This is a genomic window from Sagittula sp. SSi028, assembly GCF_048553715.1.
Taxonomy (GTDB): domain Bacteria; phylum Pseudomonadota; class Alphaproteobacteria; order Rhodobacterales; family Rhodobacteraceae; genus Sagittula.
This window is the reverse complement of sequence record NZ_JBLZNC010000003.1, coordinates 341,701-363,658: the sequence shown is the minus strand read 5'-3', so window position 1 is coordinate 363,658 and position 21,958 is coordinate 341,701. Positions and strand designations below refer to the sequence as shown.

At 63.6% G+C, this 21,958-nt stretch carries 27 protein-coding genes and 1 tRNA gene; 5 read left to right on the top strand and 23 right to left on the bottom strand.

Translation table 11 applies throughout. The features are described 5' to 3' along the window. Nucleotides 1-27 precede the first annotated feature (27 nt). From ACN5AZ_RS07940 to ACN5AZ_RS07860, 17 genes are all read right to left on the bottom strand, one after another. Nucleotides 28-801 carry a LamB/YcsF family protein gene (locus ACN5AZ_RS07940; RefSeq protein ID WP_419428324.1) on the bottom strand — a complete coding sequence of 258 codons (774 nt, stop codon included), beginning with the start codon at nt 799-801 and terminating at the stop codon, nt 28-30. Further along, a complete protein-coding gene (locus ACN5AZ_RS07935; protein WP_419428323.1) occupies nt 798-1,802 on the bottom strand; it encodes a biotin-dependent carboxyltransferase family protein in 1,005 nt (334 codons plus the stop codon). The genes ACN5AZ_RS07940 and ACN5AZ_RS07935 overlap by 4 nt, the downstream gene beginning before the upstream one ends. After that, a complete protein-coding gene (locus tag ACN5AZ_RS07930) occupies nt 1,799-2,533 on the bottom strand; it encodes a 5-oxoprolinase subunit B family protein (protein WP_419428322.1) in 735 nt (244 codons plus the stop codon). Before ACN5AZ_RS07930 ends, ACN5AZ_RS07935 begins: the two co-directional genes overlap by 4 nt. Continuing rightward, a complete protein-coding gene (locus ACN5AZ_RS07925; RefSeq protein WP_419428321.1) occupies nt 2,530-3,774 on the bottom strand; it encodes an aminotransferase class V-fold PLP-dependent enzyme in 1,245 nt (414 codons plus the stop codon). The genes ACN5AZ_RS07930 and ACN5AZ_RS07925 overlap by 4 nt, the downstream gene beginning before the upstream one ends. Nucleotides 3,775-3,854: 80 nt before the next feature. Next, on the bottom strand, nt 3,855-4,055 hold the full coding sequence (locus ACN5AZ_RS07920) for a DNA gyrase inhibitor YacG (protein WP_419428320.1): 201 nt from the start codon (nt 4,053-4,055) through the stop codon (nt 3,855-3,857). Continuing rightward, a complete protein-coding gene (locus tag ACN5AZ_RS07915) occupies nt 4,052-5,083 on the bottom strand; it encodes a ribonuclease E/G (RefSeq protein ID WP_419428319.1) in 1,032 nt (343 codons plus the stop codon). The genes ACN5AZ_RS07920 and ACN5AZ_RS07915 overlap by 4 nt, the downstream gene beginning before the upstream one ends. Continuing rightward, nucleotides 5,080-5,667: a Maf family protein gene (locus ACN5AZ_RS07910; RefSeq protein ID WP_419428318.1), complete on the bottom strand. Its 588-nt coding sequence runs from the start codon at nt 5,665-5,667 to the stop codon at nt 5,080-5,082. The genes ACN5AZ_RS07915 and ACN5AZ_RS07910 overlap by 4 nt, the downstream gene beginning before the upstream one ends. 148 nt (nt 5,668-5,815) lie before the next feature. Continuing rightward, a complete protein-coding gene (gene infA, locus ACN5AZ_RS07905; RefSeq protein ID WP_023849011.1) occupies nt 5,816-6,034 on the bottom strand; it encodes a translation initiation factor IF-1 in 219 nt (72 codons plus the stop codon). Between the two features lie 99 nt (nt 6,035-6,133). Next, nucleotides 6,134-7,012, bottom strand: a complete 879-nt coding sequence (locus tag ACN5AZ_RS07900; protein ID WP_419428317.1) for a carbon-nitrogen hydrolase family protein — start codon at nt 7,010-7,012, stop codon at nt 6,134-6,136. Nucleotides 7,013-7,022: 10 nt separating this feature from the next. After that, nucleotides 7,023-7,598, bottom strand: a complete 576-nt coding sequence (locus ACN5AZ_RS07895) for a GNAT family N-acetyltransferase (protein WP_419428316.1) — start codon at nt 7,596-7,598, stop codon at nt 7,023-7,025. After that, entirely contained in the window at nt 7,595-7,990 is a 396-nt protein-coding gene (locus ACN5AZ_RS07890; protein WP_419428315.1) for a ketosteroid isomerase-related protein, read from the bottom strand. Before ACN5AZ_RS07890 ends, ACN5AZ_RS07895 begins: the two co-directional genes overlap by 4 nt. Nucleotides 7,991-8,079: 89 nt before the next feature. After that, a complete protein-coding gene (locus ACN5AZ_RS07885; RefSeq protein ID WP_419428314.1) occupies nt 8,080-8,523 on the bottom strand; it encodes a low molecular weight phosphatase family protein in 444 nt (147 codons plus the stop codon). A gap of 1 nt (nt 8,524) precedes the next feature. Beyond that, a complete protein-coding gene (locus tag ACN5AZ_RS07880) occupies nt 8,525-9,004 on the bottom strand; it encodes a UPF0262 family protein (protein ID WP_419428313.1) in 480 nt (159 codons plus the stop codon). Between the two features lie 147 nt (nt 9,005-9,151). Then, nucleotides 9,152-10,453 (bottom strand): histidinol dehydrogenase, encoded by a 1,302-nt coding sequence (gene hisD, locus ACN5AZ_RS07875; RefSeq protein ID WP_419428312.1) that lies wholly within the window; start codon nt 10,451-10,453, stop codon nt 9,152-9,154. Between the two features lie 126 nt (nt 10,454-10,579). Further along, the gene (locus tag ACN5AZ_RS07870; protein ID WP_419428311.1) at nt 10,580-11,059 is read right to left on the bottom strand and encodes a DUF2948 family protein; all 480 of its coding nucleotides are present in this window, start codon (nt 11,057-11,059) and stop codon (nt 10,580-10,582) included. Further along, nucleotides 11,056-12,327, bottom strand: a complete 1,272-nt coding sequence (murA, locus tag ACN5AZ_RS07865; protein ID WP_419428310.1) for a UDP-N-acetylglucosamine 1-carboxyvinyltransferase — start codon at nt 12,325-12,327, stop codon at nt 11,056-11,058. The genes ACN5AZ_RS07870 and murA overlap by 4 nt, the downstream gene beginning before the upstream one ends. 13 nt (nt 12,328-12,340) lie before the next feature. Beyond that, the gene (locus tag ACN5AZ_RS07860) at nt 12,341-12,505 is read right to left on the bottom strand and encodes a hypothetical protein (protein WP_419428309.1); all 165 of its coding nucleotides are present in this window, start codon (nt 12,503-12,505) and stop codon (nt 12,341-12,343) included. 114 nt (nt 12,506-12,619) lie between these two features. Here ACN5AZ_RS07860 and ACN5AZ_RS07855 point away from each other — a divergent pair. The 4 genes from ACN5AZ_RS07855 (at nt 12,620) to ACN5AZ_RS07840 (ending at nt 15,043) form a co-directional block, all read left to right on the top strand. Then, nucleotides 12,620-12,694: transfer RNA gene (locus ACN5AZ_RS07855), tRNA-Thr, on the top strand. Nucleotides 12,695-12,820: 126 nt separating this feature from the next. Continuing rightward, the gene (gene pth, locus ACN5AZ_RS07850) at nt 12,821-13,507 is read left to right on the top strand and encodes an aminoacyl-tRNA hydrolase (RefSeq protein WP_419428461.1); all 687 of its coding nucleotides are present in this window, start codon (nt 12,821-12,823) and stop codon (nt 13,505-13,507) included. 1 nt (nt 13,508) lies between these two features. Next, on the top strand, nt 13,509-14,666 hold the full coding sequence (locus ACN5AZ_RS07845) for a serine hydrolase domain-containing protein (RefSeq protein WP_419428308.1): 1,158 nt from the start codon (nt 13,509-13,511) through the stop codon (nt 14,664-14,666). Next, nucleotides 14,663-15,043, top strand: a complete 381-nt coding sequence (locus ACN5AZ_RS07840) for a DUF2237 family protein (RefSeq protein ID WP_419428307.1) — start codon at nt 14,663-14,665, stop codon at nt 15,041-15,043. The genes ACN5AZ_RS07845 and ACN5AZ_RS07840 overlap by 4 nt, the downstream gene beginning before the upstream one ends. Here ACN5AZ_RS07840 and ACN5AZ_RS07835 read toward each other — a convergent pair. The 5 genes from ACN5AZ_RS07835 to ACN5AZ_RS07815 form a co-directional block, all read right to left on the bottom strand. Beyond that, the gene (locus tag ACN5AZ_RS07835) at nt 15,040-15,573 is read right to left on the bottom strand and encodes a helix-turn-helix transcriptional regulator (protein WP_419428306.1); all 534 of its coding nucleotides are present in this window, start codon (nt 15,571-15,573) and stop codon (nt 15,040-15,042) included. The two genes, ACN5AZ_RS07840 and ACN5AZ_RS07835, sit on opposite strands and share 4 nt — an antisense overlap. After that, nucleotides 15,570-16,118, bottom strand: coding sequence for a hypothetical protein (locus tag ACN5AZ_RS07830; protein ID WP_419428305.1), 549 nt, complete (start codon nt 16,116-16,118; stop codon nt 15,570-15,572). The genes ACN5AZ_RS07835 and ACN5AZ_RS07830 overlap by 4 nt, the downstream gene beginning before the upstream one ends. Before the next feature lie 342 nt (nt 16,119-16,460). Beyond that, nucleotides 16,461-17,681, bottom strand: coding sequence for a tryptophan synthase subunit beta (gene trpB / locus ACN5AZ_RS07825; RefSeq protein ID WP_419428304.1), 1,221 nt, complete (start codon nt 17,679-17,681; stop codon nt 16,461-16,463). A 109-nt stretch (nt 17,682-17,790) separates the two neighbouring features. After that, nucleotides 17,791-18,768: a zinc-binding dehydrogenase gene (locus ACN5AZ_RS07820; RefSeq protein ID WP_419428303.1), complete on the bottom strand. Its 978-nt coding sequence runs from the start codon at nt 18,766-18,768 to the stop codon at nt 17,791-17,793. A 20-nt stretch (nt 18,769-18,788) separates the two neighbouring features. Continuing rightward, nucleotides 18,789-19,361, bottom strand: a complete 573-nt coding sequence (locus tag ACN5AZ_RS07815) for a TetR/AcrR family transcriptional regulator (protein ID WP_419428302.1) — start codon at nt 19,359-19,361, stop codon at nt 18,789-18,791. Between the two features lie 138 nt (nt 19,362-19,499). Here ACN5AZ_RS07815 and ACN5AZ_RS07810 point away from each other — a divergent pair, with 138 nt between their 5' ends. Beyond that, entirely contained in the window at nt 19,500-20,588 is a 1,089-nt protein-coding gene (locus ACN5AZ_RS07810; protein WP_419428301.1) for a transglutaminase domain-containing protein, read from the top strand. On the opposite strand, the gene ACN5AZ_RS07805 is transcribed toward ACN5AZ_RS07810, so the two are convergent. Continuing rightward, nucleotides 20,569-21,891 (bottom strand): MATE family efflux transporter, encoded by a 1,323-nt coding sequence (locus tag ACN5AZ_RS07805; protein ID WP_419428300.1) that lies wholly within the window; start codon nt 21,889-21,891, stop codon nt 20,569-20,571. The genes ACN5AZ_RS07810 and ACN5AZ_RS07805 overlap by 20 nt on opposite strands. Nucleotides 21,892-21,958: the final 67 nt, after the last annotated feature.

The following is a 21,958-nucleotide window of genomic DNA, read 5'->3' as shown; positions in this document are numbered from 1 at the left end:
GGCACCCGCTGCGCGTGGGGGAATGCGTTATAGCCGGCCGCGTCGCCCCTCGAAACGGACAACCTCGATCCCGCTGTCTTCAAGCTGTTTGCGCACGGAACGGGCAATCTCCAAAGCGGTCGCGCCATCCCCATGCAGGCAGATCGTGTCCACCGCCGCTGGAATCGGATCGCCGGTTTCCGGCAGGATCGCCCCCGCCTGCACCATGCGCACAATCCGCTCTGCCGCAAAGGCCGGATCGTGGATCACCGCACCGGGTTGCGCACGATCCACCAATGTCGCATCTGCGTTGTAGGCGCGATCAGCAAAGATCTCCCCCGCCCACAGACAGCCCAGATCCTCGACCACGCGCTGCTGTTCGGTGCCTGCCAGCACCATGACAATAATATCCGGCGCGATCTCCAAAGCAGCGCTGTAGCACGCACGCGCCATCTCCGCGTCTTCGGCACACATATTGGCCAAGGCGCCATGCAGCTTCAGGTGCCGCACCTCGGCCCCCGCAGCCCGCGCCATGCCCAGCGCCGCGCCCAGTTGATACTGCACCAGCCCGCGCAACGTCTTGAGCGGTAAATGCATCCGCCTGCGGCCAAACCCCTGTAGATCGGCAAACCCCGGATGTGCCCCGATGCCCACGCCGTGACGGGCGGCCACGGCCATCGTGTCGGCCATGACCTCCGGATCGCCCGCATGAAAGCCGCAGGCGACATTCGCCGAGGTGATGACCTCTAAAAGCGCCGCATCCTGCCCCATAACCCACGGGCCAAAGCTTTCGCCCATATCAGCGTTCAGATCGACCTTCATCGCATCACCTCTCCGTCTGTTACGCCGCTGACCAGATCATAGGCCAGCAGGTTGATCGTACGCGGGTCGCGGACCAATGGCGTGATCCGCTTACCCAGACCCGCGATGCCATCGCGGAACCGTTTTTCAGCATCCAAAGCCACCTCGCGCGTGACAAAGCGGAACTGCAGCCGGTCCGCCGCAGCCGCTTGTGCCACCCGTGGCAAATCAGCAGGGATCACGGTGCCGATGCGCGGATAGCCCCCTGTCGTCTGACATTCTGCCATCAGGATATAGGGCGCCCCATCACCGGGGATCTGGATGTCACCGGGGGTGATGATTTCGGACAGGATACGCCCGCCCGCATCCAGCCCGTAGCCTTCGCCTTGGGGCAGCAGACGCACCCCCATCCGGTTGGCGCGGCTGTCACGGGCAAAGCTCTCAGCCTCGAAACGCTGGCGCATCTCCTTGGGGAAGACCTCTGTCTGCATAGATGGCAGCACCCGCAGCACACCGCCGCCAAAGCGATCATCGCTGGGCAAGCTCACAGCATGCGCGCCCCCGCGATCCGCACCTATGGGGAGGGTCTCTCCGGCGGTCAGCGGCGCGCCGATCCCTGCCGCCAGATGCGTGCTTTGCGCGCCCAACCGCACAGGCAGATCAAAACCGCCCCCCACGCCGAGATAGCCGTAGACGCCCCTGGTCACCGCACCGATGTCCAGCACCGCGCCCTCGGGGATCAGGTGACAGGCATTCCACGCCAGAGCTGCGCCATCGACACTCACCCGCATGGGCGCGCCGGTCAGCGCGACGCGCGTGTCAGCATCAAACCGGAACCGCCCGCCGAAACCCGCCATCTCCAAAACCGCAGCGTCTGTTTGTCCCAGCAGCGCGCGCGCCTCTGCCAGCGCCAGCCGGTCCGCAGCACCACCCCGCGACAGACCCGCCGCAAGGTATCCGCGGCGCCCGTCATCCTGAAGCGTCACGCCCGGCCCTGCGGACAGCACAGTCATGGTGCTCATGTCAGGGCCTCCACCGTCACGCCGTCATCTTTCATGGTATCGAACGCCTCTGCCGAGATGGCCGGAAAGCGCACCACATCCCCCGCCCGCAGCAAAAAGGGCTGATCGTGATCCGGTCGGAACAGCCGTGCATGGGTCTGCCCCACATGCCGCCAGCCCGTGGGCGTCGTCACCGAGAACAGCACAAGCTGCCGGATCGCCACCACCAAGGCCCCCACCGGCACTTGTGGCGTCAGGCCCGTCTGGCGCGGAATGTCCCAGACCTCGGGCAATGTGCCCAGATAGGGCTGTCCGGGAGCAAACCCTATCGTCGTCACGCGGACCTCTGCCTGCGACAGCGAGGCGATGGCCTCCTGCTCGGACAGACCGGCGGCCTGCGCGGCCTCGGCCAGTTGCGGCCCGTGCCGCCCGCCATAGACGGTGGGAATGCTCACCCGCCGCCGCCCCGAGGGGAGATCGGCGGCATACCAATCATGCTCTGCCAGACGCTGCGACAGCGCCGCGTGGATCTGGTCCACCCCCACGGCCAACGGATCGAACCGCACATAGGCAGACACCAGCGAGGTCGAACATTCCTCGACCCCGTCCGGCGTATCCCGCTCCAAGGCTGCGGAAAAGGCCAGCGCCGCCCGATTGGCCGCCTCGGACAGGTCGTCGGCAAAGCGCACCAGCACCCCGTCCAACCCGACCGCATCCAACCGGGGAAACCCCTGCGCCCCCTGCCCCGTCATCCCAGAATGCCCTGCATCACGGACAGAAAGCGCCGCACTTCGGCAGGGCTGTTGTAATGCGCCAGCGAGACACGCACGCAGCCCGGCTGCCCCAAAGGCGTCAGCACGTTGCCCGAGTAGTGATCGGCTTTGCGCGTGTGGGTGCGGATGCCCTCGGCATTCAGCTGCGCCACCAGATCGGGCGCGGCGTGGCCATCCGCGTAAAAGCTCACCAGCCCCTCACGCGCGGCATTGTCGGTGCCGCCGATGATCGTCACGCCGGGCAGATCCGCCAGCCCCGTCAGATTGTCGATGCCGTGGATCATCGCCTGTGTCAGCGCGCTTTCATGGGCGTGGATGGCGCGGCCTGCGGCCTCGATCCGGGCGCGCGGGTCGGTCGCATCGCTGACCTGACCGCCCAGCCATTCGAAATAGCCCACCACATCGGAAAATGTCGCATAAGCGCCGGTGTCCCGCGTGCCCAGTTCCCAGTTACCCTCTGGCCCGCCGATCAGCGCGTCATGGGCCAAAGCTGTCAGCCGGTCGGACGCCCAAGCCACACCATAGCCGTGGCGCGAGAACACCTTGTAAGGCGAAATCACATAGCCATCGACGCCCGCAGCAGTCACATCGATCCCGCCGTGGCAGGCATGCTGGATGCCGTCCACAATGACATAGGCCTCGGGCGCTGTGGCGCGAACCGCCGCCACAATGCCCGCCAGATCCATTCCGATGCCGGTCACCGGCGAGGTGTGCAGGATCGTCACCACAGCCGTCTCCGGCGTGATAGCGGCGGCATAGTCCTGCGGATGCACGCAGCCCTGCGCATCATCATGGCGGATCAGAACATGGGCGCGTCCGGTTTGCGCGGCCCAGCGATCCGCCGCGCTGCGCGAGGCGGGGTGTTCCACGCTCGATCCCAGAACCGCCCCCTCAGGTGCGCCCACACAGGCATCACGGATCAGGCGGAACAACAGCTCGGTCCCGCTTTCGCCAAAGATCACCGCTCCGCCCTCGGCGTTCAAAAAGCGGCGCACATCCTCGCGCGCTTTGGCAATGACGGACATCAACGCCTGACTGGCGGGGTTGTCGCGGCCCTGATTGTCGGGGATCGCGGCGAAACGCGTGGTCGTCTCGACCACCGCGTTCAGCGTCAATGCGCCACCGGCGTTTTCAAAGAAAATGCGCGGGCCGGTGAAGGGGCAATCCTCCACATGGGCGAACCGCGCGCGAATGGCGGAAAGGAGCGTTTCGTCGAACATGACAAAAGCCGTACGCCTGTCCCGCGCCTTTGAAAAGTCCCCACCGCGCAACAACTGTCTTGCGATGGGTGACGTAGACGTCAATGCGGTTTTGAACCGTCTTCTCCGGCCTCGAGCGCGCTCAGGATGGCGTCGGCGGCCTCTTCCATATCCTCGGGATCGTCAGAGGGGATCGCATAGCCCCCGCCCAGCCATTTCGCCAGATCCACATCCGCACAACGGCGCGAACAAAAGGGGCGGAACTTCGGGTCTGTGTCATTGGCGCAGATAGGACAGCTCATATCAGCCCCCGCACCGACACCCGATCCCGCTTACGCTGCAGCTCCAGCAGACCAAGGTTGGTCCACCCCACGACGATGGTTTCGACGCGGTCCTTTTTCAGCGCGGCTTTCAGGGCGGTTTCGGCCTGACGGCGGTCCCGCTTGGGCATGGGGGCCGGATCGACCACGACCACACCGCCAAGCCCGCGCAGGCGCAACTGGCGCGGCAGATCGCGAAACGCCGCAATCGTCGCCTTCAGCCCCGCCGCGGGCGAGGTGTCGTTGCCGGTGTTCACATCCACCGCCACCAGCGCGGTTGTGGGTTCGATCACCATGGACGCCCCGCCGCCCAGCGGCACCACGGGGGATTTCAGCGCTTCCAGCATCTCGTCGACACCGTGGCGGGCAAAGCTGCCCTCGGCATCATCGACCTGTGCGGGATCGGTCCATTCGCGCCACGCCAACCCGTGCGGCCCATCGCCTTCGACCAGCAGCTCTGCCGGTCCCTGCGCATCCGCCAGCACGTTGCGGGCCAGCTCACACATGGCGATGATATCATCGGCGATGTCGTCCTCATCGCCCTGCGTACAGGACGACCGCAGGATCAGGCCCGCCCCCTCTGGCAGCTCCGTCTCGGTGAGCGTGTCATGGACCAGCTCCAACAGGCTTTCGCGCAGGTCGTCGTCGCGGATCTGGCGCGAGACATTCAGCCCCGGCGCGCCGGGGGTCACAATCGCATAGCGCGACTTGAACAGGATCTTCTGCGTCACCGGCAGCGCCTTGCCCGCCTCGGCAAACCCTGTGACCTGCACCAACAAGGGCGCACCGGGGCTGAGACCTTTGACCTGACGCAGAAACGCGCTGCCATCGGGTGTGTCAAGGAACATGCCCCCCTGCCCTTTCATCGGGCGCTGCGCGATGGCGCGATACAGATTGCCCGGTGTGGGGGCATCCGCCTCGATAAAGAAATCCTCAAGCTGGCCATCGACGATCAGCGCGGCGGCCTCGCGTCCGTTCCAGCTGTCCAATGCGATTGTCGTGCCCTTCATGACGCGTCCTTGTACAAGTTGAGGCCAGCGGCCTGTAGCAAATGGGCGGTTTCCGCCAGCGGCAGACCGACAACCGCCGTAAACGATCCCGAAATCCACGGGATAAAGGCCCCCGCCGGCCCTTGGATGCCGTAGCCGCCTGCCTTGCCCCGCCAGTCCCCTGAGGCAAGATAGGCGTTGAGTTCCTCGTTTGACAGCATCTTCATCTTGACCTGCGTGACCACGTCACGCTCCCAGATGCGGCTCCCCCGCCGCACGGCCACCGCCGTGATGACGCGGTGACGCCGCCCCGACAAAGCGGTCAGGAAAGCGGCAGCTTCTTTTTCATCCGCCGGTTTGCCCAGGATACGGCGGCCCAGTGCGACGGTGGTGTCCGCGCTGAGCACGACCTCGTCCTCACTGGCCTCGATGGCCTGTGCCTTTTCGCGCGCCAGTCGCACGCAATAGGGGCGCGGCAGCTCGCCCTTGAGCGGGTCTTCGTTGATGTCGGGCGGGCGGATGGCATCAGCGGTCAGGCCAAGCTGCGCGATCAAATCACGGCGGCGCGGACTGCCGGAGCCAAGGATAAGGCGGGGTTGTGTCATGATCGGCCCTGCTGAATGAGTGGCATGCCCGTCGGGGCACAGCCCCGACCTACAAAAGACCGGCGCTCAGGAAAAGCCGCGCCGGACAAGAAAAAAGCCGGACCAAAGCCCGGCTGTTTTCAAAAGCTGCGGCAGATGCCGCAACCCGTCATTTGAAACGGTAGTTGATCCGCCCCTTGGTCAGATCATATGGGGTCATTTCAACTTGGACCCGGTCGCCGGCCAGAACACGGATGCGGTTCTTGCGCATCTTGCCTGCCGTATGTGCGATGATCTCATGGCCGTTATCCAGCTCGACCCGAAACGTCGCATTTGGCAGGAGTTCCTTCACGACACCGGGAAATTCGAGCGTATCTTCCTTGGCCATGGTCTCTCCTAAAATGGTCGCCCCCGCGCAGGCAGGGGCAAGGCGAGCTACGATATGGTCCGATTGCGCAGCTTTTTCAAGTCACATCTTGACAGGAGATCATTTCAATTCCGTCACTGCCGGAACGTCATCACGCCCCTGCTGGTCCGTCCAATGCAGCCGATTGAGCACCACACCATCGTGGCGGACGGTCTCGACCTGACGCAGATCGACCTCGGCAAAGGTCCAGCCGGGCTGGTTCAGAACGCCCTCGGCGATGACGCCGGTGGACGGAAACCCCACATCCGGCGGGCAAAACACTCCGCCCATGCCCACGTTTGTGTCCACGGCTTCGGACCACGGACAGGCCCCCACGGTCGAGGACATGGCCACCACGCACTGGTTTTCCAACGCCCGCGCCATAGAGCCGATGCGCACCCGCCAGTAGCCTGCCAGAGCCTCTGTCGCGGAGGGCACCAGCAACAAGGACGCGCCGCCCACAGCCCGCCCCAGCAGGGGAAATTCCGAATCATAGCAAATGAGCACAGCGATTCGGCCAAGCTCCGTATCGAACACCCGCAAGGGATCGCCGCCGCGCACGCCCCAATCCTCGCGCTCGAACCGGGTCATGATCTGTTTGTCGATGGTGGCAATGGCACCGGAGGGCGCGACCAGACGCGCACGGTTCACCGGCAAGCCCTGCCCTGCCTCCACCGGAGCCGACGCTGCAAGGATATAGACGCCGTAACGTGCAGCCAGCCGGCTGTGCAGCGCATCCGCCTCCGGCACCCGTTCGGACACAGCGCGGATCGACGCCTGCAAGTCGGCGGCCACATCCAGCCCCGCCAGCGTGGCCAGCTCCATCGCGCCGTATTCGGGAAAGACCAGCAGATCGGCACCACCCTGCGCGGCCTCACGCACCCAAGCTTCGATCTTTGTCTCGTAGGCGGCCCAATCGTCGAGCACATCCATCTTATAGGCGGCGGTGGCAATCTTCATGTCGGACCTTTCATAGCTGTTTGATCCAGGCTTGGAGGCTGTGAGGGGTCTCACCCGTGCCGCCAACATCCGTCCAGTGGAATGTGGCGGTCACCCCTTCGGCGGGGGCATAGCCCCGCTTGCGCCAGAACCCATCCAGCGGGCGGTACCCGACGGGGCGCGCAGGGTGGTCGGCGGGACGCTGCACCGCGCAGAACAAACTGTAGCGGAACCCCAGTTCGCGGGCCTGCGCCTCGCGCAGATCAAAGAACGCATGCCCGAAGCCCTGCCCGCGATAGGGTTCCAGCAGCACACTTTCGGCGCAGTAGAAAATCTCGTTGATCGGTGGCAGGTCCCCGGTCATCTGCGCCGCATCCCCGTGGTCCGCCAAAGGCATCCCCGTCGCGGCCCCCACGATGCGCCCGTCCTGACGCGCCGCGACCAGAACGGCGCGCGGATTGTCACGATACGGCGTAAGGTAGCCCTTCTCGTAAGACAAATCCCCATCGTAGAGATAGGGAAAGGCGCGAAACACCTCTATGCGCAGCGCCGCCAGATCCGGCAGTGCCGCCTGCAGATCCGCGCCAGTCAGACGGGAGACGCTCATGACACCTGCCGCACCCAATCGGCCAGATTGTAGTAGGTCACCACACGGCAAATCAGCCCATCGCGCAGGGTAAAGAACGACCCCGCCGGCAGGCAGTAGCTTTGCCCGCGCGCCTGCGGCAGCCCATCATCGCTGCGCAGATAGGTGCCGTTGACGGTATATTCCGCCGCCGCCCGCGTGCCGCTGTCATCGGCAAAAATCACCATGTCTGTCAGGGTCTCCGCATAGCAGCGGTCCATGTGACCCAGAAATTCGGCAAATTTGTCTTTGCCGCTGCGCACCTGCCCCTCGTTGACGTGATGCGCCACGTCGGGGGTCAGGCAGGCGAGCATGCCATCGGCATCATTTGCGTTGAAAGCGGCAAAATACCGTTCGATCACATCATGGGTCATGCGACATCTCCTGTGCTATGCCATGCATAGCTAACAGAAGACGCGGGCACCACACCCTCCGTGATCGGCATTAGTTGGTCAAAAACGACCTAACCGCCCCAATTGTCACGCAATTTCTTGACGATCTGGTCACGGGTCTGGCGATAGGCGTTCAGCTTCTGCTCGCGCGTCTCGCCAATGCCTGTGGGGTCGAGGATCGGCCAGTAATCCACTGTCAGATGGTAGTAGCGCGTCAGATCCAACGCGCGCCGCTGCGCGGCAGGGGTCATGGTCACAACGCGGTCAAAGCCTGACAGCATCTCGCCCATCTGCTCCATCTCTTCAAAAGACCGCGCGCGATGGGTTTCCAGTTCGACGCCGATTTCCTTGCACACCGAAATGGCAAAACCGTCGATTTCCAGATCGTTCACAACGCCCACAGACTGCACATAGACCTGCGCGCCATAGAGCTTTTTCATGATCCCTTCGGCCATGGGCGACCGCACGGCATTGTGGTCGCAACTGAACAGAACCGATTGCGGCAGTTGGCCCAAGTCACCCCCCGAAGTGCAAGACGCAGACAAGCGTAAATAGCCTGCGGGCAGTTGCTTCGTCTACCTCTACCTTGCCTTCCAGACGTTCCTGCAAGATGCGGGCCCCTTCGTTGTGGATGCCGCGCCGCGCCATATCGATGGTTTCGATCTGGCTGGGCGGCATGGTTTTCACCGCATCAAAGTAGCTTTTGCAGATCTGAAAGTAATCCTTCACCACCTGCCGGAAGGGCGACAGGGAAAGATGGAATTCCGCTGCCCTTTCATGGGCTTCGGTCATAACGTCAAACACCAGACGCTTGTCGCGGATCGACAGGCTGACATGATACGGCCCCGCTGGCACCGTGCGGTCATCACGGTTTGGCAGCGTAAACGTATTCTCTTCCATCAAATCGAATATCGCCACGCGGCGTTCCTGTTCGATTTCCGGCGTCGGCGGCGGCAGGTTGCCGTCATCGAGATTGATCTGGGCGATACGTGTCATGGGCGGCCTTTCGCAGCTGCAGCAAAAGTTAACGCCCTGTTGGCCAACTTGGCAAGCACCGCCCGCGAGACTTTGGCCCTAGTTGACAGGAACTGAACGTCACAACACCGCCCCTTGCGTGTGGCAAGGGGCCGGTTTTCGCGCAGCTTATCGGTTGAGCTTATCGAGCCGCGCAGTCACGGACAGCCCATGCGCCTGAAGGCTTTCCGAACGCGCCATCACCTCTGCCGCAGGTCCAATGGCGCGCAGCGCCTCCGGCGTCATCTTGGCCATGGTGGTGCGTTTGACGAAATCCATCACCGACAGCCCCGACGAAAAGCGCGCCGAACGCGCCGTGGGCAACACGTGGTTCGGGCCGCCGACGTAGTCACCGATTGCCTCGGGCGTCCAACCGCCCAAGAAAATCGCCCCGGCATGCACACATTTCTCTGCCAGCGCGTCCGGATCCGCCACGCACAGCTCGAGGTGCTCCGGCGCGATGCGGTTCGACAGGGCCGCCGCCTCGTCAAGATCCTTGGCCACGATGATCGCGCCAAAGTCCCGCCAGGACGCGCCCGCAATGGCCCGCCGGTCCAGCGTCTCCAGCCGTTTGTCCACCGCCTGCGCCACGGCCTCTCCGAATGTCGCATCGGTGGTGATCAGCAAGGATTGCGCGCTTTCGTCGTGTTCGGCCTGGCTGAGCAGGTCAAGCGCGATCCAGTCGGGATCATTGTCCGCATCCGCTATCACAAGGATCTCGGACGGGCCTGCGATCATATCTATCCCGACCTTGCCAAAGACACGACGTTTCGCCGCCGCAACAAAGGCATTGCCCGGCCCCGTGATCTTGTCGACGGGGGCGATGGTGTCTGTGCCGTAGGCCAGTGCCGCAATCGCCTGCGCCCCGCCGATGCGGTAAATCTCGTCCACGCCAGCAATCCGCGCCGCCAGCAACACTGCCGGATTGGCGATGCCATCCGGCGTCGGCACGCAAATCGCCAACCGCTGCACACCGGCCACCTTGGCGGGCACCGCGTTCATCAAAACAGAGGACGGATAGCTGGCCAGCCCGCCCGGGACATAAAGGCCCGCCGCCGACACGGGCGTCCAACGCCAGCCCAGCGTGGCTCCTTCGGGATCGGTCCAGGACGCGTCTTCGGGCATCTGGCGCATGTGATAGGCCCGGATGCGTTCCGCCGCCAGTTCCAGCGCGCGGGCCTCCGCCTCGGGGACCTTTGCGCATTCGGCTTCGATCTCTGCCTCTGAGAAACGCATGCCCTGCGCTGTCAGCGACAGACGGTCGAACTTTTCGGTCAGCTCCAGCACCGCCGCATCTCCGCGCGCGCGCACATCCGCGATGATCTCCGCCACCACATCGTCCACGTCGGGGCTGTCTTCGCGCTTGGCCGACAAAAGCGTGGCGAAATGCGTGTCAAAGCCCTGATCGGATGTGTTCAAAAAGACGGGCATGGGCGTTCCTCCAATAGGTTGCGGCCTGATATACCGTCCGTGCCCGACGCTCAACCGCATGGGCACGGGCATCTGTGTCGCAGGCCGCAACAAAAGACCCGCCAGATTGGCGGGTCCGTTGCGGTATTACAATGAATGATCCGGCAGTTTGCCCGATGGCGCCACGTAAGGCCGCGTGACATCGCGCAGCCCAACATCGAGCGCCTCGACCCGGGCGCGCAATGCGCCATCACCGGCGAGCGTCAGCACCACGTGGCCCTCCGCGTCTTCACCCGGCTCCCAAGTGACGGTCAGGATCTGCAACACCAGATCCTTATCGGCGCGATCCACCCCCTGCGAGGCCACGCCAAGCACGTTGTCGATCACCAAAAGCGATTGCACCCGCTCGACCGGACGGCCCTGCCGCTTGGCCGGTTCCACATCCTCCCAACGGATGCGGTTGACCAAAAGGCCCAGCCTGCGGTGCGCCGCCTGCCAGCGGATTTCCGTCACCGGCAGGACCGCATCCTGCACAAGTGCGGCAATCACCCCCAGATCCTCGGCGTCCAGCGCGCCAAGGTTCAGCGGGCGTTCACCGCCGTCCTCAAAGCGGGCGTCCTCGGTCATTGGCCCTGCACCCGCTCGATCTTGGCCCCCAGCGCACCGAGCTTTTCCTCGACGTTCTCGTAGCCGCGATCCAGATGGTAGACGCGGTTGACCATGGTCTCGCCTTCTGCGGCAAGCCCGGCAAGGATCAACGACACAGAGGCCCGCAGATCGGTCGCCATGACCGGCGCGCCCTTCAGACGCTCAACGCCGGTCACCGTGGCGTGGCCGCCCTGAACGTCGATCTTGGCCCCCATGCGCATCAGTTCGGGCGCATGCATAAAGCGGTTCTCGAAAATCTTTTCCTCAAGCACCGAAGTCCCCTCGGCGGTGCACATCAGCGCCATCATCTGCGCCTGCAGGTCGGTCGGGAAACCGGGGAAGGGTTCGGTGGTCACATCCACCGCCTTCACACGACCATTGCGGCACGCGACCTTCAGACCCTTTTCGGTTTCCTCGACCGAGATCCCCGCCGCGTCAAGCTTTTCGCAGAAGGCTTCCAGCAGGCTGATCCGCCCGCCCAGACAGGTGACTTCGCCGCCACAGATCGCGGGAGCCAACATATAGGTGCCAAGTTCGATCCGGTCAGTGACCACGCCGTGGGTCGCCCCACCCAGACGATCCACGCCCTGAATGGTCAGCGTCGAGGTCCCCGCCCCTTCGATCTGCGCGCCCATCTTTTGCAGACATTCCGCCAGATCGACGATCTCGGGCTCGCGCGCGGCGTTTTTCAGCACGGTTGTGCCTTTGGCCAGCGTCGCCGCCATCAGCGCGTTTTCCGTCGCCCCGACAGAGACAAAGGGGAATTCGAATTCGCCACCGCGAAGCCCGCCCGACGGGGCCTTGGCATGGACATAGCCGTCACGCAGCTCCATCTCGGCGCCCATGGCTTCCATCGCCTTGAGGTGCAGATCCACCGGGCGCGCGCCAATGGCACAGCCACCGGGCAGCGACACCTCGGCATAGCCGAACCGCGCCAGCAGCGGCCCAAGCACAAGAATAGAGGCGCGCATTTTGCGCACGATGTCATATTCTGCCCGCTGCGAGGTCAGGTTGTGCGACGACATCGCCAGCACCTTGCCCTCTTGCAATGCGGTGACCTCGGCGCCCAGCGACTGCAACAACAGCGTCATGGTACGAATGTCGGACAGGCGTGGCGCATTGGTCAGCGTCAGCGGCTCTTCGGACAGCAAGGTCGCAGGCATCAGGGTCAGACAGGCATTCTTTGCGCCCGCGATGGGGATGTCCCCGTTCAGCGGACCATTGCCCGTCACCAGAATTGAATCCATTGCAGTCCTGCTCCTATGCCTTGTCGCCCGACGGATCGGCGTCTTTTGGTTCTGTGGGTTCCGCACGGGCGCGGGCCTGCGCCTTGCGCCGTGCCAGATTGGCCTTCAGCGCCGCTTTCAGCCGGTCTTCGCGGGCCTGTGCGCCCGCATCCGTGGTTTTCCGAGTACCCTTGTTCATGGTCTCGGATTTAGCCGTTTCCGGCCATCCGGTCCAGTCCGCAAGACGGGGTGATTTTTTTCAAAAAACCCTCTTGCGCCCCCCGAAGACAAACCGTAGAAGCCCCCCCACGGCGCTGCTGTAGCTCAGAGGTAGAGCACTCCCTTGGTAAGGGAGAGGTCGAGAGTTCAATTCTCTCCAGCAGCACCATATACCTAAAACGACTGACTTTCGGACGCAGCTTTCGTGCGCGCAGTTCCCCTCACGCTGTCGCGTTGTAGATCCGGCATCATTCGGACTACATAGATGTCAAACGCGACGCAGGCGGAGGGCACGGTGCAGATATTCGTAGGTTTGGGCAATCCCGGCAGCAAATATGCCGCCAATCGGCACAACATCGGCTTTATGGCACTGGACCGGATGGCCGAGGATCACGGGTTCGGGCCATGGAAGTCCAAGTTTCAGGGCAAAATCGCCGAAGGCATGCTGGGCCGTGAAAAGGTTCTGCTGCTTAAACCCGAAACCTTCATGAACCTGTCCGGCCAATCGGTGGGAGAGGCCATGCGGTTCTACAAGCTCGAAAGCGCAGACGTCACTGTATTCCACGACGAGCTTGATCTTGCGCCCGCGAAATGCCGGGTCAAAATGGGCGGCGGGCATGCGGGTCACAACGGCTTGCGCTCAATCCACGCCCATATTGGCGAGGCCTATCAACGGGTGCGGCTGGGCATCGGCCACCCGGGCCGCAAAGAGCTTGTCGCCGGATATGTGCTGCATGATTTCACCAAGGCCGACCAGACGTGGCTGGATGATCTGATGCGCGGTCTGTCCGACGGCGCGCCGCATCTGGCCGCCGGAGACACCGGAAAATTTCAGAACGCCGTGGCGCTGCGCACCGCGCCGCCGCGATCGTCGACCACGGCCAAACAAAAACCGGCAGAGCCCGCAGCCCCCACCCCCGACACGGGCGAGCAGACGGATGCGCGCAGCCCGTTGCAGCGGCTCGCGGACAAGTTCCGCTGACATGCTGCGTCGCGCTCTGATCGCTTTGGTCTGCGCGATGGCCTGCCTGTTGGCCATAGGCCTGTGGCAACGCGACGCCATCACGCGGCTGATGGCCGTGCAGACCCTGTTCGCCCCGGATCAGATCGTCGCGAATTTCAGCAACATGGACGCGCTTTTCGAGCATGTGGACCTAAGTGTCAGCGGCACGCCCACACCCCTGCCCGCCACCGCCACCGGCCCGCTTCCCGAGGATCTCGACGTCTGGACGGACCGCCGCTCGGTGACAGGCATGGTTGTCCTGCGCGACGGCGCGCGGGTTTTTGAAACCTACCGGCTTGGCACCAATGCAAACGATCCGCGCATCTCTTGGTCCTTGGCGAAATCCTATCTCTCCGCGCTGTTCGGCATTCTGCGCGCCGAGGGGTACTTTCCCGATCTCGACGCGCCGGTGACCGGTTTCGCACCAGAGCTTACCGGCAGCGCCTATGACGGCGCATCCCTGCGCCACGTCCTGCAAATGAGCACAGGCGTTGCCTTTGACGAGGACTACCTCGATTTCTGGAGCGATATTAACAAGATGGGGCGCGTTCTGGCCCTTGGCGGGTCTATGGACCGCTTTGCCCTTGGCCTGACGGAACGGCAGGCCCCGCCCGGAACGCGCTGGCAGTATGTGTCGATCGACACCCATGTGATGGGCATGGTGATCCGTGGCGCGACCGGCCAGAGCCTGCCGGACCTGATGACGGACAAGCTGTTACAGCCCATGGGCACCTATGGCGCGCCGTTCTTTCTGACCGACGGGCATGGGGCGGCCTTTGCCTTGGGCGGGCTGAACCTGACGACCCGCGATTATGCCCGTTTGGGCGAGATGTTCCGCAACGACGGGCGGTTCCAAGGCAAACAGATCGTCCCCGCGGACTGGGTGCGCGAAAGCACCCGCGCCTCTGCCGACACGCCCGCAGGGGCCAAGGGCTATGGCTACCAGTGGTGGACACCGGCTGATGCGCGCGCGGGTGAATTCATGGCGCAAGGCGTCTATGGTCAGTATATCTACGTCGACCGACAAAGCGCGACAGTTGTGGCCATCAACGCGGCCGACACAAATTTCCGCGCTCGCGGTGCGGCGGATGACGCGCTGGACATGATGCGGCGAATTGCATGGAAGGACAGCCAATGATCGAAAAACTGCCAGCGGTGAACGTCTTGGGCGGTGAGCTGCAAATGTGTTCCACCGCGCCGATGACCGGATTTTTCCGCGACGGGCATTGCAACACCTGCGCCGAGGATCACGGAAGCCACACGGTCTGCGCCGTCATGACGGCAGAGTTTCTGGCCTATTCTGCCTATGTCGGGAATGATCTCAGCACCGCGCGGCCCGAATTCGGTTTTGCCGGTCTGCGCCCCGGCGACCAGTGGTGCCTGTGCGCGGGCCGCTTCCTGCAGGCGCACGACGAAGGCTGCGCCCCGAAGGTCCATCTGGCGGCGACGCACCAGCGCGCGCTGGAGGTGGTCCCGCTGTCAGTGCTGCAGACCCATGCTATCGACGCGTCCTAAGACGTGCGCGGGATGTCGGCAGACGCCCCTTTCGATGCTGCGGGCAAGGCCGGTTCGGTCAACAGATCATCAATGAAAAGGCTCAACAACTGGCTGCGCCCCGTCACCCCGGCCTTGCGGTAAATCGCGTTTGATTGCGCCTTTACCGTCCCTTCAGATGTCTCGCGCAGCGCGGCGATCTCTGCAATCGACAGCCCCTTGAGCGCGAACATCGCCACGTCACGTTCCGCAGGGCTCAGATGCCACTCGGCAAAGCGCCCCTCGACCACTTGCATAAACGCCCCCGACGCAAGCCGCAGCCGCGCCTCCGCATCGCTTTGACGGGCAGAGGCGCGTTGCAGCAGCCGCGCACTGACAAGCGTCCCCGCCAAAAGCCCAAGGATCGCGCCGACTTCGATCAACTCGATCACCGCCCAGGGCAAGGGGACATAGGACACGCCAAACAGCGACGACGCCACCTCCCACAGCAACACCAGACCGCAGATCAACTGCAGCAACATAAGCGCCGCAACGGACAGGGGCAGCTTCACTGGCGATCCGCCTTCGCAGAAGCTTTGGCCGATGCGCTGACGGGTTTTGCGGTGTCCTTGGCGGCCTTGCTTGCGGATTTTGCCCCCTTGGCTGCATCCTTTGCCGCGTCGCGCGCGGATTTTGCGCTGTCACGCGCTTCGGCTGCGGCGGATTTGGCGTTGTCCCGCGCAGATTCCGAAGGTTTGGAGGACGCGGATGGCGCGGCATTCGCGCTGGCACCGGCGGTTTGCTGATCCCCTCCGGCTGACTGATCGCCTTCGTCAGCGCCCCCAGCGCGCGCTGCGGGGGATCTGTCCCCATCTTCATCGCGCCCTGACGGGCTTGCGATGACCGATGGGGGCACGCGCTCTGAACGGGCTGTCACTCCGCGCGAATAGTCGCGCAACACCGCGCCGCTAGACGGATGCACCACGATTTCACGCTGCGTCTCATCCCCTCGGGCAATCACACGGATCCGGCCAAGGAACGTGCGCTGGACAACAATTTCGTTATAATCCTGCGTCTGAAGGCTTTGCAGCAAAGCAGCGATAGGGTCGGCGTGCACAGGTGTTGGAAGCGTTAAAATCGCCAATCCCCAAACCCTGATATATCGCACGACCGACCCCTTCGTTCGTTGTGAGTGGTGCCTTCAGCCTACCGACAAGGCATGCCAAAGAAAAGCACGGCGATGTGCCGCAAACACTGCAAGCCTCGGCCAAATGCCGTACGCGAAGTAGGTTGGGGACATAACCCCGCGCAGCCGCAGCCTGCCTGCACATCACCGTGCCTGCCTTGCTACATGCGCGGGCGATGCATATTTCGCAATAAACCCAAGATTAAGGGCCATAAACCGAAGTTTATGGCCCTTGTTTTCTCAGCAATTCAGACGACTTAGCGGCCCGTGGGCTCACCCCATGTCAAACCCGAGGTGTTTTGCCACGGTAAAGATGTCCTTGTCGCCACGGCCGCACATGTTCATGCAAATGATGTGATCCTTGGGCAGCTCGGGCGCGATCTTCATCACATGCGCCAAGGCGTGCGATGGCTCCAACGCGGGAATGATGCCTTCGGTTTCGCAGCACAGCTGGAAGGCGCCCAGCGCCTCACTGTCGGTGATCGACACGTATTGCGCGCGCCCGATGTCATGCAGCCAGGCGTGCTCTGGCCCGATGCCGGGATAATCCAGACCCGCCGAGATCGAGAACCCTTCAAGGATCTGCCCGTCCTCGTCCTGCAGCAAGTACGTGCGGTTGCCGTGCAAAACACCCGGACGCCCGCCCGTCAGCGAGGCGCAGTGCTCCATCTTGTCGTTCACGCCCTTACCGCCAGCTTCGACACCGATGATATTCACCGATTTGTCGTCGAGGAACGGATAGAACAGGCCCATCGCATTTGACCCTCCGCCGATGGCAGCAATGATGGTGTCGGGCAGACGGCCCTCCTGCTCCATCATCTGTTCCTTGGTCTCCTTGCCGATGATCGACTGAAAATCGCGGACCATCGCCGGATAGGGGTGCGGGCCCGCAACGGTGCCGATGCAGTAGAAGGTGTCGCGCACATTGGTCACCCAGTCGCGCAGCGCGTCGTTCATCGCATCTTTCAGCGTGCCACGGCCAGAGGTCACGGGGATCACTTCCGCGCCAAGCAGCTTCATGCGGAACACGTTGGGCTGCTGGCGTTCCACGTCATGCGCACCCATGTAGACCACGCATTTCAGACCGAACTTCGCACAAACCGTCGCGGTCGCCACGCCGTGCTGGCCCGCGCCGGTTTCCGCGATGATGCGGGTCTTGCCCATGCGGCGCGCCAGAATGATCTGGCCCAGCACGTTGTTAATTTTATGCGCGCCGGTGTGGTTGAGCTCGTCACGCTTGAGGTAGATCTTCGCCCCGCCCAGACGTTCCGTCAGGCGTTCGGCGTGATACAGCGGCGAGGGACGGCCGACGTAGTGCTTCCACAGCCAGTCCATTTCGGCCCAGAAGCTGTCGTCGGTCTTGGCCTTCTCATACTGGTCCTCCAGCTCAAGGATCAGTGGCATGAGGGTTTCGGACACGAACCGGCCACCGTGGATGCCAAAGCGGCCCTTTTCATCCGGTCCGGTCATGAAGCTGTTTACGAGATCGTCCATTGCGCCTCTCCCCTAATTGACTGCAACTCAATAGAGGATGCGGCACGCAAAAGGCCAGAGGCAAAACACCTCTGGCCCATGTGGCATTGCGTCAAACAGCGCGGGGCGCTCAGGGTTTGATCATCACCTTGCCGGTGCGCCCGGCACTGCGCGAGGCTTTGGCGGCCTCTGCCCCCTGATCCAGACCAAAAACCCCATCGGTGGTCAGCGGGATTTTGCCCTGTGCGGCCAGTGTGACAAGCTCGACCATCAGATCCTTGCGATGCTCCGGTGCCATCTCCTCGATGACCCGTTTGCCCCAGAAGCCTTTGATCACAATGTGTTTGAAGATGATCGCCCCGGTGTCAAAGGTCAGCGGCGCGCCGGTTGCGGTGCCAAAGGTCACCAGCAGACCGTCCTGGCCCAGAAGCGTGACCAGATCACCGCCGATGTCACCGCCGACGCTGTCCACAGCCGCGCGCGCGCCGTCGGTCCCGATGATCTTTTGCGCCTGTTCGACCCAATCGGCATCATCGGTGACAACGATGTTCTCCAGCCCCAGCTCTTTGAGCTCGTCGCGGGCCCCGGCACGGCGCACGATGTTCAGCACCTTGATCCCGCGCGATTTCGCCAGCGCGGCCAAGATCTTGCCCACGGCACCATTGGCAGCGGTCTGCACGATCCAGTCGCCTTTGGACACGTTCAGGAAATCCAGCAGCGTGATCGCAGAGAACGGCATGGCCACAAGCTGTGCGCCCGCCTCGTCCGACAGAACCTCCGGCAGGGGAACCAGCGTGGCGGCGTTGGCCAGCGTGTATTCCGCATAGGCCCCTTTGACGCCCGCCGCATTCACGCGCTGGCCGATCAGATCCTCAGACACGCCGGGGCCGACCTTTTCGACGACGCCCATCGCTTCAGATCCGGCAATGGCGGGCAGATCGGGTTTCACCCCGTAAGAGCCGTGAATGGTCCACAGATCGTGGTTGTGGATCGGGGCCAGCCCCACTTTCAACAGCACCTGCCCTTCCTTGGGCTCGGGCGTGTCGACCTCGCGGGTTTGCAAAACCTCGGTGGGATCGCCGAATGTATCGTGGACGATGGCTTTCATAATGTATCCTTACGTGATGTTCAGGGCTGACGGATCAGCCGGTGTTTCGTATCGCTGACGACCCGCCTGAGGGCGGTGGGGTCGCCGGAAAGACGCGTCAGAACAGCCGCCCCCAACAGCGCGGCATAGAGCGTTTGTGCCTCTGCCAACGGATCGGCCACCTGCAGCGTTCCGTCGCGCACGCCCCGGTCCAGCAGATCGGCCAGTCTTTGCGTAAAGCCGTCCACCCCGCGGTTCATTGCGGCGCGCATGGGTTCCGCCAGATCCGACACCTCTGCCCCCAGTTTGACCACAAGACAGCGACTGCCCTGCCCCTCGCTCCACGCACTCAGGAACTGCACCAGCCGGTCCGCCGCGGTGCTCTGCTGGTCCAGAAGCGTGTCCAAAGCGGCAGTGTAGCGGTCGCTGTAGGCTTCGATCACCTCGCGGCCGAAATCCTCCTTGGAGGAGAAGTAGTGGTAGAACGATCCTTTGGGCACGCCCGCAGCCTTCAGGACAGCGGACAGCCCGACACCGGCAAAGCCATGCTGCAGCATCAGCGCCTCGCCGCGCGCCAGAATCGTGTCCTTGGTGTCATGTGTGTCCTGCGTCATACCGGCGAGATAGGCAGTATTAGACCAGTCGTCTAGTGCGTTGCCAAACACCTAATGTGCGCATACGGGAATGGGACATGGGCAATTGCGCTTTGGCCGCGCCTTGCCTAAGCCTACTGGCAACTTTTCCAAAACCGGATGGACAGACCGATGGCCTTCAGCAGACGTGGATTTCTTGGCACTTGTGGTGCGGCTTTGGCGGCGACCGCCCTTCCGCAGGGCGCGCGCGCGGCCTATGCCCCCCGCCCCGAAGGCTGGCGCACCTTTGAAACCGTCACCCGTGTTACGCTGCCGGCAGGTGAAACCGGTGCGCAGGCCTGGGTGCCTGTGCCCTCGTTTCAGGCCGCCGATTGGGCGCGTCCGGGCATCAACTCCTTTGACACCAACGGCACAGCCGAGCTGGTGATGGACGAGACGCAGGGCGTGGCCTTTGTCCATGCCCGTTGGGAGGCAGGCGTGATGCCAGAGCTGACCGTGACCTCGACCATGGACACCCAAAGCCGCTATGTCGATCTGACCCCGACCGGCGTCACCCTGACCGACGCGGAGCGCGCCACGCTGACCGCGCCCACCGATCTGATCCCCACCGATGGCATCGTCGCGGACACAGCGGCGCAGATCACCGATGGCGCGAGTGGCGATCTGGAAAAGGCGCAGCGCATCTATGACTGGGTCGTCACCCAGACCGAACGCAACCCCGAAACCCGTGGCTGCGGTTTGGGCGATGTGGCCTCGATGCTGCACACCGGCGATCTGACCGGCAAATGCGCCGACCTCAACGCGCTCTATGTCGGTCTGGCGCGGGCGGCGGGTCTGCCTGCGCGTGATCTCTACGGGCTTCGCGTGGCGCCGTCGGCCTTTGGCTACAGCGCCTTGGGCGCGGGCTCCGAGGTGGTGACCGGCGCGCAGCATTGCCGCGCCGAGGTGTTCCTTGACGGGATCGGCTGGGTGCCGGTGGACCCCGCCGACGTGCGCAAGGTCGTGCTGCAAGAGGACGGCGGCCTGTCGCTGGAGGACGCCAAAGTCGCAGAGGCCCGCAAAGGCCTGTTCGGCAGCGCCGAGGGCAACTGGATTGTCTACAACGACGCCCATGACGTGGTTCTGCCCGGATCGGCGCGCGACGCGCTGCCCTTCCTGATGTATCCGCAGGCGGAGATCGACGGGCGCGCGCAGGACGAACTGGACCCTGCGCGCTTTGTCTACACCATCACGGCGCGTCAGCTTTAAGCGCGTCCCGTTCCAGCGCGGGGTAGCGCAGGCCAAGCGTCACGCCCCGCGCCACAAAGGACACCATCAGCGCCGCCCACAGCCCGTGGTTGCCCATTACCGGCGTCAGCGCAAAAACGGCGGCGAAATACAGCCCCGCCGACAGCGCCATCATATTGCGCATGTCCCCCGTGCGGGTCGCGCCGATGAATATCCCGTCCAGCATAAAGCAGGCCAACCCGAACAGTGGCGCCACCACAACCCACGGCAGGTAATCCCGCGCCGTGGCCTGCACCTCGGGCGCTTTGGTCATCAGATCGATGATGGCCCCGCCAAACAGGGCAAACACCAGCATAAAGACCACCGTAGAGCCCAGCCCCCACAGGCTGGTGCGCAGCCCCGCCTGCCGCAGCCGCGACACCGCCCGCGCTCCCAGCGCTTGGCCGACCAAGGCCTCCGCCGCAAAGGCAAAGCCGTCGAGCGCATAGGCCACGATGTGCAGAAACTGCAAAAGCACCTGATTGGCCGCCAGCGTGACCGCGCCAAACCGCCCGCCCCACAGCAGAAAGCTGACAAAGATCGCCTGCAGCATCAGCGAACGCAGCATTATGTCAGTGTTCACCACCGCCATACGTTTCAGCCGCAGCCGGTCGAACACCCGCGCGCGGTCCTTCCATGCACCATGGGCAAAAGCCGCGCGGCACAAATATAGACCCAGCGCCAGACCGGACCATTCCGCCAGAAAAGTCGCAAAGGCCACGCCGGACACTCCCCATCCCAGCGCCAGCACAAACAACAGGTCCAGCGCCACGTTCACGCCGTTCATCCAAAGCTGCAGGATCAACACATGGCGGGTGCGCTCTTGGGCGATCAGCCAGCCGTTTATGCCGTAAATCGCGATGGCCGCCGGAGCAGACCAGATGCGGATCTGCATGTAATTCCGCGCCAGCCCTTCCACCTGCGGGCCCGCAGGCGAGATCGCAAAGGCCCCCGCAAACACCGCCGATTGCAGCACAATCAGCAGCAGACCGCCGGCCACCCCGATCAACAGCGAACGCGTCAGCAGCGCCGCAACCTCGGCAGTGTCGCCCTGCCCGCTGGCCTGCGCCGCAAGCCCCGCCGTGCCCATCCGCAAAAAGCCGAAAATCCAGTAGACCGCGCTCAGCACCACGGCCCCGACACCCACGGCGGCGATGGGCTCTGGCGCGGGAATCTGACCCACAACGCCTGTGTCCACCGCGCCAAGAATTGGCACGGTGACATTGGCCAGCAAAATCGGCACCGCGATGTTCAACACCCGCCGGTGCGTGATCTCATTGCTCATATCTGCCCCCGTTCATCTGCGGGCAAGGGACCGTGCCTGCGCCATGCCGTCAAGGGGCGACAGCACC

Excerpts from the sequence above, each read along its gene's own strand:
- trpB (WP_419428304.1), bottom strand. The coding sequence starts at position 17,681 with ATGGACGATCTCGTAAACAGCTTCATGACCGGACCGGATGAAAAGGGC.
- ACN5AZ_RS07845 (WP_419428308.1), top strand. The coding sequence starts at position 13,509 with ATGCTGCGTCGCGCTCTGATCGCTTTGGTCTGCGCGATGGCCTGCCTG.
- ACN5AZ_RS07880 (WP_419428313.1), bottom strand. The coding sequence starts at position 9,004 with ATGACACGTATCGCCCAGATCAATCTCGATGACGGCAACCTGCCGCCG.
- ACN5AZ_RS07910 (WP_419428318.1), bottom strand. The coding sequence starts at position 5,667 with ATGACACAACCCCGCCTTATCCTTGGCTCCGGCAGTCCGCGCCGCCGT.
- ACN5AZ_RS07940 (WP_419428324.1), bottom strand. The coding sequence starts at position 801 with ATGAAGGTCGATCTGAACGCTGATATGGGCGAAAGCTTTGGCCCGTGG.
- ACN5AZ_RS07840 (WP_419428307.1), top strand. The coding sequence starts at position 14,663 with ATGATCGAAAAACTGCCAGCGGTGAACGTCTTGGGCGGTGAGCTGCAA.
- infA (WP_023849011.1), bottom strand. The coding sequence starts at position 6,034 with ATGGCCAAGGAAGATACGCTCGAATTTCCCGGTGTCGTGAAGGAACTC.
- ACN5AZ_RS07820 (WP_419428303.1), bottom strand. The coding sequence starts at position 18,768 with ATGAAAGCCATCGTCCACGATACATTCGGCGATCCCACCGAGGTTTTG.
- ACN5AZ_RS07895 (WP_419428316.1), bottom strand. The coding sequence starts at position 7,598 with ATGAGCGTCTCCCGTCTGACTGGCGCGGATCTGCAGGCGGCACTGCCG.
- ACN5AZ_RS07815 (WP_419428302.1), bottom strand. The coding sequence starts at position 19,361 with ATGACGCAGGACACACATGACACCAAGGACACGATTCTGGCGCGCGGC.
- ACN5AZ_RS07930 (WP_419428322.1), bottom strand. The coding sequence starts at position 2,533 with ATGACGGGGCAGGGGGCGCAGGGGTTTCCCCGGTTGGATGCGGTCGGG.
- ACN5AZ_RS07810 (WP_419428301.1), top strand. The coding sequence starts at position 19,500 with ATGGACAGACCGATGGCCTTCAGCAGACGTGGATTTCTTGGCACTTGT.
- murA (WP_419428310.1), bottom strand. The coding sequence starts at position 12,327 with ATGGATTCAATTCTGGTGACGGGCAATGGTCCGCTGAACGGGGACATC.
- hisD (WP_419428312.1), bottom strand. The coding sequence starts at position 10,453 with ATGCCCGTCTTTTTGAACACATCCGATCAGGGCTTTGACACGCATTTC.
- ACN5AZ_RS07915 (WP_419428319.1), bottom strand. The coding sequence starts at position 5,083 with ATGAAGGGCACGACAATCGCATTGGACAGCTGGAACGGACGCGAGGCC.
- ACN5AZ_RS07870 (WP_419428311.1), bottom strand. The coding sequence starts at position 11,059 with ATGACCGAGGACGCCCGCTTTGAGGACGGCGGTGAACGCCCGCTGAAC.
- ACN5AZ_RS07900 (WP_419428317.1), bottom strand. The coding sequence starts at position 7,012 with ATGAAGATTGCCACCGCCGCCTATAAGATGGATGTGCTCGACGATTGG.
- ACN5AZ_RS07860 (WP_419428309.1), bottom strand. The coding sequence starts at position 12,505 with ATGAACAAGGGTACTCGGAAAACCACGGATGCGGGCGCACAGGCCCGC.
- ACN5AZ_RS07935 (WP_419428323.1), bottom strand. The coding sequence starts at position 1,802 with ATGAGCACCATGACTGTGCTGTCCGCAGGGCCGGGCGTGACGCTTCAG.
- ACN5AZ_RS07920 (WP_419428320.1), bottom strand. The coding sequence starts at position 4,055 with ATGAGCTGTCCTATCTGCGCCAATGACACAGACCCGAAGTTCCGCCCC.
- ACN5AZ_RS07925 (WP_419428321.1), bottom strand. The coding sequence starts at position 3,774 with ATGTTCGACGAAACGCTCCTTTCCGCCATTCGCGCGCGGTTCGCCCAT.
- ACN5AZ_RS07805 (WP_419428300.1), bottom strand. The coding sequence starts at position 21,891 with ATGAGCAATGAGATCACGCACCGGCGGGTGTTGAACATCGCGGTGCCG.
- ACN5AZ_RS07890 (WP_419428315.1), bottom strand. The coding sequence starts at position 7,990 with ATGACCCATGATGTGATCGAACGGTATTTTGCCGCTTTCAACGCAAAT.